This window comes from Kitasatospora sp. NPDC056783 (assembly GCF_042789895.1).
Taxonomy (GTDB): Bacteria; Actinomycetota; Actinomycetes; order Streptomycetales; family Streptomycetaceae; genus Kitasatospora.
Genome location: NZ_JBHUAF010000008.1, coordinates 19,403 through 32,736, shown reverse-complemented (window position 1 = coordinate 32,736; position 13,334 = coordinate 19,403). Strand labels below are relative to the sequence as shown.

13 protein-coding genes and 1 pseudogene are annotated in these 13,334 nt (G+C 72.5%); 11 read left to right on the top strand and 3 right to left on the bottom strand.

The window, feature by feature from the left end:
• Positions 1-195: 195 nt before the first annotated feature.
• Positions 196-1,389: a hypothetical protein gene (locus ACFRMQ_RS02920; protein ID WP_380726223.1), complete on the bottom strand. Its 1,194-nt coding sequence runs from the start codon at positions 1,387-1,389 to the stop codon at positions 196-198.
• 236 nt (positions 1,390-1,625) lie between these two features.
• Here ACFRMQ_RS02920 and ACFRMQ_RS02915 point away from each other — a divergent pair, with 236 nt between their 5' ends.
• The 7 genes from ACFRMQ_RS02915 (at position 1,626) to ACFRMQ_RS02885 (ending at position 7,895) form a co-directional block, all read left to right on the top strand.
• Positions 1,626-2,279 (top strand): ScbR family autoregulator-binding transcription factor, encoded by a 654-nt coding sequence (locus ACFRMQ_RS02915; RefSeq protein ID WP_380726221.1) that lies wholly within the window; start codon positions 1,626-1,628, stop codon positions 2,277-2,279.
• 351 nt (positions 2,280-2,630) lie between these two features.
• Positions 2,631-3,095 (top strand): MarR family winged helix-turn-helix transcriptional regulator, encoded by a 465-nt coding sequence (locus ACFRMQ_RS02910; protein ID WP_380726219.1) that lies wholly within the window; start codon positions 2,631-2,633, stop codon positions 3,093-3,095.
• 361 nt (positions 3,096-3,456) lie between these two features.
• Positions 3,457-4,665, top strand: a complete 1,209-nt coding sequence (locus ACFRMQ_RS02905; RefSeq protein WP_380726217.1) for an MFS transporter — start codon at positions 3,457-3,459, stop codon at positions 4,663-4,665.
• An 82-nt stretch (positions 4,666-4,747) separates the two neighbouring features.
• Complete coding sequence (locus ACFRMQ_RS02900; protein ID WP_380726215.1) at positions 4,748-5,053, top strand: putative quinol monooxygenase; 306 nt, start codon at positions 4,748-4,750, stop codon at positions 5,051-5,053.
• Between the two features lie 135 nt (positions 5,054-5,188).
• On the top strand, positions 5,189-6,037 hold the full coding sequence (locus ACFRMQ_RS02895) for a cyclase family protein (protein ID WP_380726213.1): 849 nt from the start codon (positions 5,189-5,191) through the stop codon (positions 6,035-6,037).
• A 232-nt stretch (positions 6,038-6,269) separates the two neighbouring features.
• On the top strand, positions 6,270-7,004 hold the full coding sequence (locus ACFRMQ_RS02890) for an SDR family oxidoreductase (RefSeq protein WP_380726211.1): 735 nt from the start codon (positions 6,270-6,272) through the stop codon (positions 7,002-7,004).
• A gap of 117 nt (positions 7,005-7,121) precedes the next feature.
• On the top strand, positions 7,122-7,895 hold the full coding sequence (locus ACFRMQ_RS02885; protein WP_380726209.1) for an SDR family NAD(P)-dependent oxidoreductase: 774 nt from the start codon (positions 7,122-7,124) through the stop codon (positions 7,893-7,895).
• 79 nt (positions 7,896-7,974) lie between these two features.
• Here ACFRMQ_RS02885 and ACFRMQ_RS02880 read toward each other — a convergent pair whose 3' ends face one another.
• The gene (locus ACFRMQ_RS02880; RefSeq protein ID WP_380726206.1) at positions 7,975-8,901 is read right to left on the bottom strand and encodes a ScbA/BarX family gamma-butyrolactone biosynthesis protein; all 927 of its coding nucleotides are present in this window, start codon (positions 8,899-8,901) and stop codon (positions 7,975-7,977) included.
• Positions 8,902-9,040: 139 nt separating this feature from the next.
• On the opposite strand from ACFRMQ_RS02880, the gene ACFRMQ_RS02875 reads away from it, so the two are divergent.
• Positions 9,041-9,697: a ScbR family autoregulator-binding transcription factor gene (locus ACFRMQ_RS02875; protein WP_380726204.1), complete on the top strand. Its 657-nt coding sequence runs from the start codon at positions 9,041-9,043 to the stop codon at positions 9,695-9,697.
• Positions 9,698-10,021: 324 nt separating this feature from the next.
• Here the strand turns inward: ACFRMQ_RS02875 and ACFRMQ_RS02870 are convergent, their stop codons facing one another.
• On the bottom strand, positions 10,022-10,960 hold the full coding sequence (locus ACFRMQ_RS02870) for an NmrA family NAD(P)-binding protein (RefSeq protein ID WP_380726202.1): 939 nt from the start codon (positions 10,958-10,960) through the stop codon (positions 10,022-10,024).
• 112 nt (positions 10,961-11,072) lie between these two features.
• Between ACFRMQ_RS02870 and ACFRMQ_RS02865 the strand changes: the two genes are divergently transcribed.
• The 3 genes and pseudogenes from ACFRMQ_RS02865 to ACFRMQ_RS02855 form a co-directional block, all read left to right on the top strand.
• A complete protein-coding gene (locus tag ACFRMQ_RS02865) occupies positions 11,073-11,807 on the top strand; it encodes a TetR/AcrR family transcriptional regulator (RefSeq protein ID WP_380726200.1) in 735 nt (244 codons plus the stop codon).
• A 405-nt stretch (positions 11,808-12,212) separates the two neighbouring features.
• The gene (locus ACFRMQ_RS02860; protein ID WP_380726198.1) at positions 12,213-12,479 is read left to right on the top strand and encodes a hypothetical protein; all 267 of its coding nucleotides are present in this window, start codon (positions 12,213-12,215) and stop codon (positions 12,477-12,479) included.
• Positions 12,476-13,334: pseudogene (locus tag ACFRMQ_RS02855) on the top strand (hypothetical protein); the annotation flags it as partial. The gene ACFRMQ_RS02860 and the pseudogene ACFRMQ_RS02855, both read left to right, overlap by 4 nt.

Sequence of the window (13,334 nt, the reverse complement as noted above, 5' to 3'; positions counted from 1 at the left end):
ACCGGCCGCACCCACGCCCCGACACCACCACCGGCACCACCCGTGCCCGGCGCCGCGTCCCGCCACGCCCCGCCGCGCCCCGTCCCGTCCCGTCCCGTCCCGTCCCGTCCCAGAACGTGCGAACGCCGCCGACGCGACCAGCACGTCGACGGCGACCCGTCCCCCCTGCTTCCCGCCCCGCGGGGCGGCCCCGGATCAGCCCGAGACGACCACCTCGAAGGCCTCCGCGTCCTCGGCCACCAGGGCGCCGAGCACCAGGTGCCGGCTGAGCACGTGGTGGCGCACCCACTCGCACGTGTAGTCGTCCGCCGGCACCCCCGACCGCAGCGAGATCCGCAGCCGTATCCGGTCCGGCTCGGACCCGTTGCCGGTCAGCACCACCTCGGCGCCCGCGACCTCCTCCAACTCCGACGCCAGGCGCACCAGTTCGTCCGGCTGCACCAGCTGCCCGTGGATCGTCACACCGGCCACGGCCGCATCGTGGACGACCCGCAGCGCCGGCTCCGGCCTGCCGCAGGCGCAGCGCACCACGGCACCGAAGTCGCCGAGCCGGTACCGCAGCAGCGGCACCGGCGCGCCCTCGTCCAGGACGGTGAGCAGGATCATGCCGTCCCCCGCCACCTCGACCACCCGTCCGGGCAGCGGGTGGTAGGTCCGCGGCAGGCAGAACGGTCCGGCGTGACCGACCACCCCCACCTCGGCGGAGGCGTAGCAGCTCCACAGCTCCGCCGACAGCGACCGCTCGGCCGGCAGCCGGTCGTGCTCCTGGCCGCCGCCGTGCCACAGCACCTTGCGCAGCCAGTCGAGGCGGCGCCCGGTGACGGCGCAGACCTGGACGATCCGTTCCAGGGTCTCCGGCGGGGCGGCGAGCGCGGTGACCCGCCGCTCCCGGAAGAAGTCGAGCCACTGGAGCAGCTCGTCGTCCCCCAGTCTGCCGAACGGCAGCACATCAGCCTCGGAGCGGACGGCCAGCGCGTTGTAGAAGTAGTGCGCCCACTGCATGCGCCCGGCCGGGTAGAGGTTCGCCAGTACGTCCCCGCGCCACAACGGCCGCCAGTTCTCGTGCAGTTCGGCCGTGACCCCCTCGTCCTGCGCCGCGGCCAGCCATGGTGTCGCCATCGAACCCCCGGCCGCGTACAGCCCCGCCCCCCTCGACGCCCGCCGCAACCCGTTCGACTCCGCGACCGCCCCGGCCAGTTCGGCCCGGGTCAGCACCGGCAACCGCCCGAGCACCGGGACCACGGCGGCGTCCAGGTGTTCGGCGTACTTGTGGCGCAGCGACGGGAGGCAGGCCACCCGGGCCAGCGCCCGGCGCAACGAGTCCGATGCAATGCGGCCGACCGGTGCGGCCGACGGCCCGCCCCGGTGCTCAGACACCACGACACTCATGACTCCCCCTTAGAGTCCGCATCATGACTCGAAGGTACCAAACCAGGTGGACGGTTTGTCAATCAAGGTTTCGGGTAGGAAGCTCCCGACAATCAGCAGCTCACGCCTGGCTCACGGGCAAGGAGCCGCCGGGCCGCCCCGGAGACCTCGACCAACTCGATCAATTTGACAGACCGTTAGGTCTGTTTCTAGCGTGATGCGACCCTGACCGCCACCGACCCGACAGGGGGAGTTCAATGTCGAAGCAGCCGAAACAGGAGCGGGCCGAACGGACCCGCAGGTCGATCGTGCTGGGTGCGGCCACCGTGTTCGACCGGGTCGGATACGAGCGGGCCTCGCTGGCCTCGATCTGCGAGGCGGCCGGCGTCACCAAGGGGGCGTTCGCCTTCCACTTCGCCAGCAAGGCCGAACTGGCCCACGCCGTCCAGCAACTGGCGTGCGACGAGAGCCGCAGGAAGCTGGTCGCGCTGCGCCGCCCCGAGGCCTCGGCCCTCCAGGAGCTGGTCGACATGACCGGACTGCTGACCGAACTGCTGCACACCGATCCGGTGACCCGGGCCGGAGCCCGGCTCGCCCGCGAGTTCGAGACCCTGCGGGACCCGAGCGTCGACTGCCACCTGTGCTGGCTGGAGCTCTTCTGGCACACCTACCAGCGCGCCGAGGCCGACGGCAGCGCGCTGCCCGGCACCTGCGCCCGCACCGTCGCCGCACTGGTGTGGATGGCGACCATCGGCGTGGACGCGCTGGCCCGCAGCCAGCCGGCCTTCACCGACCCCGACGGGGCGGCCCCCGTCAAGAACAGCCCCCAGGAATGGCTCACCCGGATCTGGCGCGTGGTGCTGCCACAGGTGGCCTCCGCCGAGGAGCGCACCCGAGTCCGCCTGCCCTGATCCACCCCGATCCACCCCGATCCGCCCGGACGCGCCCGCCCCCACCGGAGCCGCGCCCGGGCGTGCGGGGCCCTCCCGGCCCCCGCGCCGACCCCACCTCGGCGCGGGGGCCGACCCGTCGGCGCGCCGGTCCCGGGCCCAGTACCGGAGGATGCCCCCGGCCGCGGGAGCGCGGCAGACGCGACGCCCCGGCGACGGGCCCGCGACGGGCCGTCCGCCGACGCGGACGGCCAAAAACCGACCGTCACCGGCCGGGCCGGGCAGATCGAGGGCGCGTTTTCCGGCCACCCGGCTCCCCCACCGTGTCCGAGGCCTTCGCACTATAAGGCTTCTTCTGTATACCCTGGGGATATGAAGCTCTCCAGCGACGAACGACTCGGCCAGCACCTCAAGCGGGTCGAGCAGGAGCTCACCGCGCTCAAGCACGCGGTGCTCAAGCCCTACGGCCTGGCCGTACCGCAGTACAACGTGCTGTCCGTGGTGGCCCAGGAGCCGAAGCTGTCGGGCGCGGCACTGGCGCGGCGCTGCATGGTGACGCCGCAGACGATGTCCTCGGTGCTGGGCACCCTGGAGGGGCGCGGGCTGGTGGAACGCAAGCCGCATCCGATCCACAGCCACATCCTGGAGACCCGGCTGACCCGGACCGGGCGCACCCTGCTGACCAGGGCGGACGACGCGGTGGCGGCGGTCGAGGCCCGGCTCTCCGACGCGTTCACACCCGATGAGTTCGCGGCGCTGCTGGAGCAGCTGGCGCGCTGTTCGGCCGCGCTGGAAGGCGCCGGCGCCGAGATGAAGGCCACCGCCCGGGCGCACTGACACCCCCTCCTCCTCCGCCGGGCGGAGGAGGCTCGGAAATTTTTCCACCGGACCATCGACCCCCACTCCCCAGGGTGCCCGTTCTCCACGGGCACCTTTTTGTCATGGTCACGCCCGCTTTGGGACCCCACCCCCGGCCCTCCGGACGAGCCCTCCGCCGCCCTCCGAGCCCACAACTCCATCATCAGACCTGATTACTGTCGGTTGACTGTTGCTCATCAGATCTCTTATGGTCATAAGGCGCAAGCGACACAGCGGCTGTCACGCCGCTCTGATTTGGAGGATCTCCGTGTCCCAGAACCACCGCCAAGGCGGGGTCCCGAAGCCGGTGAGCACGGCTGCCGTAGCGGTGGGCCTGTTTGTGTTGGCCCTGAACCTGCGCCCGGCCATCGGCAGCGTCTCACCCATCCTCGACGACATCCAGCGCAGCCTGAACCTGTCGGACTCGGCAGTCAGCGTGCTCACCACCCTGCCCGTGCTCTGCCTGGGCATCTTCGCTGCCGCCACCCCGGCCATCTCCCGCCGCCTCGGCACCGCCGGTGCCCTGGTGGTGGGCTTCGTGGCCCTGATCGCCGGCATCCTGCTGAGGCTGGACACCTCGGTGTGGGCGATGTTCCTCGGCACCGCACTCGCCGGTGCCGGCCTGGCACTCGGCAACGTGCTGATGCCGGCCGTCGTCCGCAGCACCTTCCCCGACCGCGTCCGGCTCTACACCGGCATCTCCACGGCCATCCTCAGCGCCGGCGCCGCCCTGTCCGCGGGCATCGCCGTCCCGCTGAACGACGCGATGGGCAGTTGGAGCGGCTCACTGGCCCTGTGGACCATCCCGGCCGTCGTCGGTCTGGCGGTCTGGCTGCCGCTGGCCCGCCGCGCCCCGCGCCCTCAGCCCTCGGCCGCCGCGAAGTCGGCCGAGCCCGCCCAGGACAAGGGGTCGCTGCTCGGCGACGCCATGGCCTGGCAGGTCACCGGCTACCTGGCCCTGCGCGCACTGGTCTACTTCACCGCGCTCGGCTGGCTCCCGACCGTCCTGTCCGACCTCGGCCACTACAGCAACTCGGCCTCGGGCGGGCTGCTCTCGCTGGCCATGGTGGTCAGCGTCCCCGGCGCGCTGTTCGCCCCCGTACTGGCCGGCAAGCGCGGCACCGGACCGGTGATCACCGCGATCTCCGTCATCGGCGCGGTCTCGCTGATCGGCCTGCTCGCGGCGCCCGGCGCGGCCGCCCTGTGGGTCACCCTGCTCGGCATCACCCTGGGCGCCGGTCACGCCATGGCGCTCACCCTGATCGCGGTGCGCTCCCCCAACCCGGAGGTCACCGCCCGGCTGTCCGGCATGGTCCAGACCATCGGCTACCTGGTCGGCGGCATCGTCGGCCCGCTGCTGCTGGGCGTCCTGCACGGAGCCACCAAGGGCTGGACCGTCTCGCTCATCCTGCTGGCGGCCTTCACCCTGCCCGAGCTGGTGCTCGGTCTGATGTCCAGCCGCAAGCGGTTCGTCCGCCCGCGCACCCGCACCACCCAAGTCCAGTCCACCCCGACCGTCGCCCCGCAGCCGGCCCTGCTCGACGACTGATCCCCCAGGCCGTGTGCTCCCCCCGGGCCTCCCCGCACCCGACACCACCCCCCACGTTCCCCGAATCCCCCTAGGAGAACCCGTGTACCACGTCGCCGTCGCCTTCGACGTCATTCCTGAGCACCACGAGGAGTTCATCTCCGCCACTCACGAAGACGCCCGGGAAAGCGCTGTGGACGAGCCCTTCACCCAGCGCTTCGAGCTGGTCCAGGACGAGGCGGACCCCAACCGCTTCTACCTGGACGAGCTCTACGACGACGCAGCGTCGTTCGACAAGCACATGACCGGACCGCACTTCGCCCGCTTCTTCGAGCGAGTCGGTCACATCGCCGAGGGCCCGACCTGGCTGATCCGCGGTCACCGGATCCCGGACACCAGCGCCGCCTGACCCTCCCCGACCGCTCATGGCGCCGGGCTCGTCGCCCCCCGTTGTCGCGCCCGGCGCCATGAGCCCCTCACGACCCGCACCATCCAGAGCCAGCCCCAGTCCCGCAGGACCCTGACGAAGACGGAGGAACTCGCCATGTGCGGGCCCCAGGTTATGAACCTCGTGTACGGAGAGAACGCCGGCGCCGCCTGCGGCTGTGCCAAGGAGCAGGCCGCCGAGCCGGCCCAGGAGCAGGAGCAGGAGGGCGCCCCCGCGGTCCGCACCGAGCCGGGCCCGCTGATCCGCGGCAGCCGGGTCGCCGACCTGACCCACGCCTTCGGCAACGACTTCCCCGTCCTGGAGCCGATCGTCCTCAAGCCGAAGATCGAGCACTTCGCGCACATCGCGGACGAGGGCTTCAACGCCAACAAGCTGGAGATCGACGAGCACACCGGCACCCACGTGGACGGTCCGGCCCACCTGGTGGACGGTCCGATCTACACCGACGAGATCCCGGTGAACAAGCTGATCGCCCCGCTGTGCGTGATCCGGATAGCCGACCGGGCCGCCAAGGACCCCGACACCACGCTGACCGCCGACGACATCCTCGCCTGGGAAAGCCGCCACGGCCGCATCCCGGACGGCGCCCTGGTCGTCATGGACTCCGGCTGGTGCGACCGGATCCTCACCCCCGGCGCCTACATCAACCGCGACGAGTCCGGCGTGCCGCACTTCCCCGGCCTGGGCTTCGACGCGGCCGAGTTCCTGATCACCCAGCGCAACATCGTGGCCGCGGGCACCGACACCCCCAGCCTGGACGCCTCGAAGAACCTCCAGATCGAGGACCCGGGCGCGCACCGGATCGTGCTCGGCGAGCAGCGCTACGGCGTGGAGAACATCGCCAACCTGTCCTCCGTGCCGGACCTCGGAGCCACCGCGATCGTCGGGATGATCCGCCACCGCAAGGGCTTCGCCGGCCCGTGCCGGGTGTTCGGCATCTACTGACCGGCACCCGCCGGCCGACCGCCACTGCCCTGGACGGGCGTCACGGTCACCCGGACCGCTGCGGTCCGGGTGGCCGGTGACGTCCGTCCAGGGGTGAGGGCCCCTCTTTCGCGGGAGGCCCTCACGGCGCGGTGCGGCCGGCCGCCGTACCGCGCCGCACCACCGGTGCCCGGTCCGGGCACCGGTGCCGCCATCCGTCCCAGCACCCACATCCGCGGAGGAACCCAGCGTCATGACCAGCACCACCGCACCCACCAAGCCCACCGCCCTGGTCACCGGAGCCAACAAGGGCATCGGCCGGGAGACCGCCCGCCAGCTCGGCCGGCTCGGGATGACCGTCCTGGTCGGCGCCCGGGACGACGAGCGTGGCGAGCGGGCCGCCCGGGAGCTGCGGGAGGAGGGCCTCGACGCCCGCTTCCTGCGGCTCGACGTCACCCGTCAGGACACCGTCGACCAGGCGGCGGCCGAGATCGGCCGGGACTTCGGCCAGCTTGACGTCCTGATCAACAACGCCGCCATCGTGGAGTCCGGGGAGGTGCCGAGCGAGACCACGGTGGCGACCGCCGAGCACATCTACCGCACCAACGTCTTCGGCGTCATCGCCGTCACCCACGCCATGCTGCCGCTGCTGCGCGCGGCCGAGGCCGGGCGGGTGGTCAACCTCTCCAGCCGGCTGGCCTCGCTGCGCAAGGCCGCCGACCTCGACGCCCCGCACCGCTCGCTGCTCGCCTACAACTCCTCCAAAGCCGCGCTCAACTCGCTGACCCTGCACTACGCCCGCGAGTTCGCGGACACGCCCCTGAAGATCAACTCCGTCACCCCCGGAGCCGTCCCCACCGACCTCAGCGGCCACCAGGGCAACCGCACCGTGGAGGAGGGCGCCCGCACGGTGGTCCGCCTGGCCACGCTCGCGGCGGACGGCCCGACCGGCGGATTCTTCGACGACAGCGGCCCCGTGGCCTGGTGAGGACCGCGGGGCGGCCGAGGCCGCCGCGCGGCCTCCCCAACGGCGCTCCCGGGACGTCCCGTCCGGGCGCGCCGACTCCGCCTCCCACTCGCTCAATCCACTGCCATACTCGCTCACATGACGGATAGTCACAGAAATCTGATGGCGGACAAGACCGTCCTGATCACCGGCGCCAGCAGTGGCATAGGCGCGGCGGCGGCCCGCGTCTTCGCCCGTGAGGGGGCGGCCGTGGTGCTGGCCGCCCGCCGCGAGGACCGGCTCGCGCAGCTGGTGGCCGAGCTGCGCGACAAGGGCTGCCAGGCCTCCTACGTGGTGGCCGACCTGGCCTGCCCGCAGGACGCCGAACGGGCGGTCGCGTCCACGGTGGAGCGGCACGGCCGGCTGGACGCCGCGTTCAACAACGCGGGCATCGGCGGCGACCAGGTGCCGCTGCACCTGATGGGCGACGAGGTCTACGACACCATCATGGACACCAACGTGCGCGGCCTCTGGTACTGCCTCAAGTACGAGATCGCCGCGATGCTGGCGGCCGGCGGAGGCTCCATCGTCAACAACAGCAGCGTGGGAGGCCTGGTGGCGATCCCCGCGGCGGCGCCCTACGTGGCCTCCAAGCACGCGGTGATCGGCCTGACCCGGGCGGCCGCGCTGGAGTACGCCCCGTTCGGCATCCGGGTCAACGCGGTGGCCCCCGGGACCACCCGCAGCGAGATCACCGAGGACTGGTTCGACCGCAACCCCGGGCTGGAGGAGGCGATCCACCAGCAGACCCCGCAGGCGCGCACGGCCGCGCCGGAGGAGATCGCCGAGGCCGCGCTCTGGCTGGCCAGCCACCGCTCCTCGTACGTCACCGGGCTGGCCATGCCGGTGGACGGCGGCTACTCGGTGCGCTGAGCGGGCCGGACGAACGCGCGCGGGTGGGGGCCGCCGCAGGCCCGGCGGCCCCCACCCGCGCCCCCGGCCCGCCGGGTGGTCAGTCGGCGGCGGCCGGGCCGATCAGCACGGTGGAGAAGGCCACCGCCCCGCCCTGACGGCCGGTCACCCGGACCGCACTGCTCAGCCTGCTGTCGGCCGACACCGGGGCGGCCTCGATCCAGCACGGCTCGTCGAACTCGACGTACCGGCTGAACGCGGTGGAGACCGAGTACGGTTCGAGCGGAGCCGCCCGGGTCAGCGCCCTCGACGCCTGCTGGGCCGCCTCGATCAGCACCAGCCCGGGCACGTGGTCCACCGGGTGGTCGAAGTAGGTCCGGTTGTCGGCGTCGGTGCGCAGCAGCCAGCGGCCGGGCTCTCCGGTCGGGGAGAGCACCACGTCGGCCGGGTCGTGGCGGCCGACCAGCGGGGCCGGGGCCGGCTCGGGCAGCGGATGCTGGCGGTGGACGGCCACCTGACGGCCCCGCAGCCGGCGGTAGACGGCCGGCGCGACCCAGGTGAACGCCGCTTCCGCCCAGGCCATGGCCTGGCCCTCGTGCAGGATGAAGACGTCCAGCCTCAGACCGGTCGGCACGGAACCGCGATGACCCGTCGCAACACAGATCATCTCAACATCCAGCATGGTAGGTTTGTTATGCGACAGGGAATGGTTCTGGTTGATCTGGAAGCGGAGGCTCTGGAGCAGTGTCTGGTGCGAGAACGGAACCCCGAAGGCCGCGTGGGCGACGAGCAGGCCGCACTGTCGGACCGTCTGGGTGATCATCACCCCGTCCGCGAGGCCGTGCCCCGGCGGGAAGAAACCGCCATTGTGCTGCGGCCACGCGACTTTGAGAACGAACCGCATGTCACCGCGGCGCCCCCACTCCGTGATGATCAGCCCCGCCTCGGACGTGAGGTGGACGTGTTCCTTGCGGATCTCCCGGGAGAATCCGACCTGCTCGGGTGTGCGCTGAAGAACTTCGGACATGATGTTCCCCCCTTCAGGCTGGCCCGGTGCTCGCGACACTTGGTCGATGCCGCCCCCCGGCCACACCCGTAAGATACGGACCAGCCGGTTTGATAGTCAATGACTAGAGAATGACCAGAAGCGGAGAAAGGAGTTGCATATGGCGCAACAGCAGCGGGGACGGCGGACCAGAAGTGCGATCCTCGATGCCGCCGCCTCGGTCTTCAACGAGTTCGGCTACGAGGGGGCCACCATCGCCCAGATCCTCGCCAAGGCCGAACTGACCAAGGGAGCCCTCTACTTCCACTTCACCTCGAAGGAGGAGCTGGCCCGCGGGGTGCTCGCGGAGGCGGTGACCACCGAAGGCGTGCTGCCACAGGAGTCGAAGCTGCAGGAGTGGGTGGACGTGGGGCTGGCCCTCGCCTACCGGCTGCCGCGCGAACCGCTGCTCAGCGCCTCGCTCAAGCTCTCGCTGGACCTGAACGCGCGCCGCCTGTTCGGCACCCGGTGGCAGGACTGGGTCAGCCTGATGACCGACCTGCTCGTCCAGGCCAAGGCGGCCGGGGAACTGCTGCCGGACGTCGACCCGCAGGCCACGGCGCGGCTGCTGGTGGGCGCCTGGACCGGGGTCCAGGTGCTCTCCGAGGACCTGCCGGACTCGCCCACGCTGGAGGAGCAGGTCGCGCTGCTCTACGCGCACCTGCTGCCGGCGATCGCGGTATCCGGGACGCTGGCCCGCCTGGACACCTCGCCGGACCGGGGCGAGCGGATCGTCGCCGACTTCGTCGAGGCCACCAAGGCGGGAGCCGCAAGCTGAGTTCGCGTCAGACCAGGGCGGGACGTCCCCCGTTGGCCCGCCCGCCGGCATCGCGGCGCCGCACGCGCCGCCCGTCCTCCGAGCCGGCCGCACCGCCCCCGTCCTGAGGGCAGCGCGGCCGGCTCCGACGTGTCGCGCCGCACTGCCCACAGCGCGGCCTCCGCCCCCCGGTTCAGGTCGTCAGCGTCCACGGCCGAGGACCGTAGCGTCCTCCGCTGACACCGGGTCGGCCGGGAACCGCGGTCAGGGGCGGGTGGCGGTGACCAGCCAGGCGGCGGTGCGCAGGCGGACACCGGTGGGCCGTTCGTACGGGGCGAGGGCGGTCTACGGGGCGCCGAGGAGCTGGGTGCGCAGCGCGGCGGCGCCGGTCTCGGCGAGCCAGCCGGCCAGGGTGCGCAGTCCGGGGTGGATGACCCGCAGGGCCTCGATGTCGGCGTGCCAGCGGTGTCCGGCGGCCCACTGGTCTCGGACCTCGGCGAACTCCGGGTTCAGTGCGGCGGCTTCGTCGTGGGTGAGCTGCCGGTAGCGCACCGGGATTCCGGTGGCGGCGCTGATCGCGGCGGCGGCCTCGACGGGGGTGGGGGCGTCGCCGGCCAGTTCCAGGGTCCGTCCGGCGAAGCGCTCGGGCTGGTCGAAGGCCAGGGCCGCGAACTCGGCGATGTCCTCCAGGGCGATGACCTGGAGGGGGTCGCCCGGGGTGAAGAGGTGGCGGTGGACGCCGTCCACGATCCCGTCGAGGCTGAAGCCGTTGATCCCGAGGTAGTTGGTCATGAACCGCACCGGGCGCAGCACGGTCACGAGCGGGATGCGTTCGCGCAGGTACTCCTCGGTGCGGCGTTTGCCGGGTGCGGTGAAGGCGGCTCCGGTGGTGGAGGCGACGCCGGTGAAGACCACCTGGCGGATGCCGGTGGCGGCTGCCGCGTCGGCCAGGGCGCGGCCTCGGGCGAATTCCCGTTCGGTGTCGGTTCCCGACGGGCCGTAGGCGACCGGGGGTACGGCGAACAGGGCGGTGGCGCCGGCCAGTGCGGGTCCGAGGCCGGCGGGGTCGTCGAGGTCGGCGTGGGCGAGTTCGGCTCCGGCGCGGGCGAGGGCGACGGCGGCGGGTGCGGTGCGGTCGCGCACCAGGGCGCGGACCGGGCGGCCGGCGGCCAGCAGGCGGCGTGCGGTGGCGCCGCCCTGTTTGCCGGTGGCGCCGGTCACGGCGACGAGGCCCCGGGCGGTGTCGGTTTCGATGCCGGGGCGGCGGGTGGGTGCGGTGGTCATGTCGTCCTTCCTCGTCCCCGGGGCGCGGTCGGCGGGGAGCCGGTGTGGCCGGCCCGGGGTATCTGGGATACTCCAACCCGGTTGGCTCCGGGGGGACAAGGGGTTTCGTGACATGACGTCGGTGACCGATGGCGGCGGTGGTGGCGGTGAGCGGGCGGACGCCCGTCGCAACCGGGCGAAGGTGCTGGCGGCCGCCGGGGAGGCGTTCGCCGAGCACGGGATCGACGTCCCGCTCGGCGAGGTGGCGCGCCGGGCCGGGGTGGGCGCCGGCACCGTGTACCGGCACTTCCCGAGCAAACAGGCCCTGCTGGAGGCGGTGTTCGCCCGGCAGCTGGACGAGCTGGTCGCCTCCGGCGAGCGGCGGATGGCACGGTCCGCGCCCACCGAGGCGTTCTTCGGGTTCCTGCTGGAGGTCGTCGGGACGTCCGGGCGGCGCGGGCCGGTGTGCGAGGTCGTCGCGGCGGACGGGAGTTGGCCGCACCCGCTGCTCACGGCCTCGGTGCTGCGCTTCCGCCAGGTGCTGACGGCGTTGCTGCACGCGGCGCAGCGGGCGGGCGGGGTGCGGGCCGACCTCGGCCCCGACGACGTCGCGTCGTTCGCCGCCGGGTGCGTGTCGATGGTCGGTGCGCGTCGTGACCGGGCGGCGGGTCTCGGTCTCGCGCGGTTGGCGCTGGAGGGTCTGCGGCCTTCCGGTTCCGTCACGGAACATCCGGTCTTTCGTGACGGTCTCGCGAGCGGCTGCGCGGAGTGCGGGGCGGCGCTCACGGTCCGGCCCACCGGCCGTCCGGTGCGCTACTGCGGTGCCACCTGCCGTCAGCGGGCCCGGCGCCGGCGCCTCGCCGGCTGAGCGGCGCGGACGGACAACGCGCATAGGGGTGCCGGCCCGCGCCGTGCGGCGGGGGCCGACGCCCGTGCGCGGCAGGTCAGTTACGACGCGACTGGCCGAAATGAGTCCTTCCGCTTACGCGGGGGCTCCTGGGCCGGACTGCCGACGAAGGCGGGTCCGGGGGCTGTTACGAAACAAGTCCTTTTCTCGGTATGGGTGCTTCTCACCGGTCAACAGCGCTGACCTGCGCCGATGCCGCCCCAACTACCCCACCACCGCACCGTGGTAGCCTGATGGCGGTCGGGCACACGTATGCCCGGCACGGTGCCCGCCTCGATGGCGGGCTTTTTCGTTTCCGCTTCAGAAGACCCCCGTCAGCCACGCTGGCGGGGGTCTTCTGCGTTCCCGGGGTTCGGGGAGGTCGAGGTGTCGGTTCGGGTGCTCCTGTGTGTCGTGCTGGTGGGAGTCCTGGCAGTGGTCTGCGTCGTGGCCATGGTGATCCATGGCCTGCTGGCCAGGATCGCGATGAGCCGGGCGCGTCCGGAGGACCTGCCCCGGCTCCTGGCGGACAGCGGGAAGACGCTGACGGGCTTGTTCGGTTTCTTCAGTCGCCGGGTGCCCCTCCCCCGGGACGCCTCCGTCGGTCCCGTCGGGCAGGCTTCCGCCACCGAAGAGGAAGGAGAAGCACGTTGAGGCGCCGGATCTACGGGCCCGATCACGACCCCGTCTCCCGCCACCTGGGCGAGGACGTCATCGGCCCGGCCCTTGAGACGGTCCTGGGAAGCGGTGGCCGCACGCTGCTGCTGCACCTCCTCCACGGTGCGCCGATCAGCCAGATCGCCAAGCAGGCGCGTGTCCCCGCGTCCTCCATCTCCGACTACACGGCGCATCAGCTCGAACGCCTGGCCGCGTCGGAGCACGCGCAGGCGCTCCGCGAGGAGTTGAGCGATCCGCACGGGCCGCGCTACTCACCCGAGGTCTGGGCTTCGAGGAACGCGGTGCCGATCCACCGGTGCGAGAGGAAGGGCTGCCCGTCGCCTCCGTTCACCCAGCCGGCCACCGGACGCCCTCGGCGCTTCTGCGGCAACGCCTGCCGCCAAGCGGCCTACCGGGCGCGGAAGCCGGCCGAGTCCGTGGCGGCCACCGCGCCCACGGCCGCCGCGCGAACCTACCGCCTCACCTCCTACTCCGACGCGCCGCCGCAGTTCCCCGCGCGCATGGTTCCCTGGGGAAAGAGGTGGTTCGCCGAGTACATGCGGTACCTCGACCGCACCTTCGAGGAGTGGTCGTCGCCACCCGCGCCATCTCCTCAAGAGCATGGGCGCATCGGGATGTTCGGGGTCGGCATGAGGTCGGCCATCCACCTCCTCGCGCCGCTCCGCAGGCGGACCCAGGACGCCCCCCAGCGGCCGGTCGCCGGTGACGTCACGGACGAGGTCGCGGAACTCCTGCGCCTGGTCGCGCCCGTGAGCCGCACGACCGCGCCGGGCGCCCCCGGGCGCCGGTCCGTCCTCGCCTCTCCCAGGCACCGCATCCTCGGCACGGTGC

Excerpts from the sequence above, each read along its gene's own strand:
- ACFRMQ_RS02920 (WP_380726223.1), bottom strand. The coding sequence starts at position 1,389 with ATGAGTGTCGTGGTGTCTGAGCACCGGGGCGGGCCGTCGGCCGCACCG.
- ACFRMQ_RS02915 (WP_380726221.1), top strand. The coding sequence starts at position 1,626 with ATGTCGAAGCAGCCGAAACAGGAGCGGGCCGAACGGACCCGCAGGTCG.
- ACFRMQ_RS02910 (WP_380726219.1), top strand. The coding sequence starts at position 2,631 with ATGAAGCTCTCCAGCGACGAACGACTCGGCCAGCACCTCAAGCGGGTC.
- ACFRMQ_RS02895 (WP_380726213.1), top strand. The coding sequence starts at position 5,189 with ATGTGCGGGCCCCAGGTTATGAACCTCGTGTACGGAGAGAACGCCGGC.
- ACFRMQ_RS02890 (WP_380726211.1), top strand. The coding sequence starts at position 6,270 with ATGACCAGCACCACCGCACCCACCAAGCCCACCGCCCTGGTCACCGGA.
- ACFRMQ_RS02885 (WP_380726209.1), top strand. The coding sequence starts at position 7,122 with ATGACGGATAGTCACAGAAATCTGATGGCGGACAAGACCGTCCTGATC.
- ACFRMQ_RS02880 (WP_380726206.1), bottom strand. The coding sequence starts at position 8,901 with ATGTCCGAAGTTCTTCAGCGCACACCCGAGCAGGTCGGATTCTCCCGG.
- ACFRMQ_RS02875 (WP_380726204.1), top strand. The coding sequence starts at position 9,041 with ATGGCGCAACAGCAGCGGGGACGGCGGACCAGAAGTGCGATCCTCGAT.
- ACFRMQ_RS02870 (WP_380726202.1), bottom strand. The coding sequence starts at position 10,960 with ATGACCACCGCACCCACCCGCCGCCCCGGCATCGAAACCGACACCGCC.
- ACFRMQ_RS02865 (WP_380726200.1), top strand. The coding sequence starts at position 11,073 with ATGACGTCGGTGACCGATGGCGGCGGTGGTGGCGGTGAGCGGGCGGAC.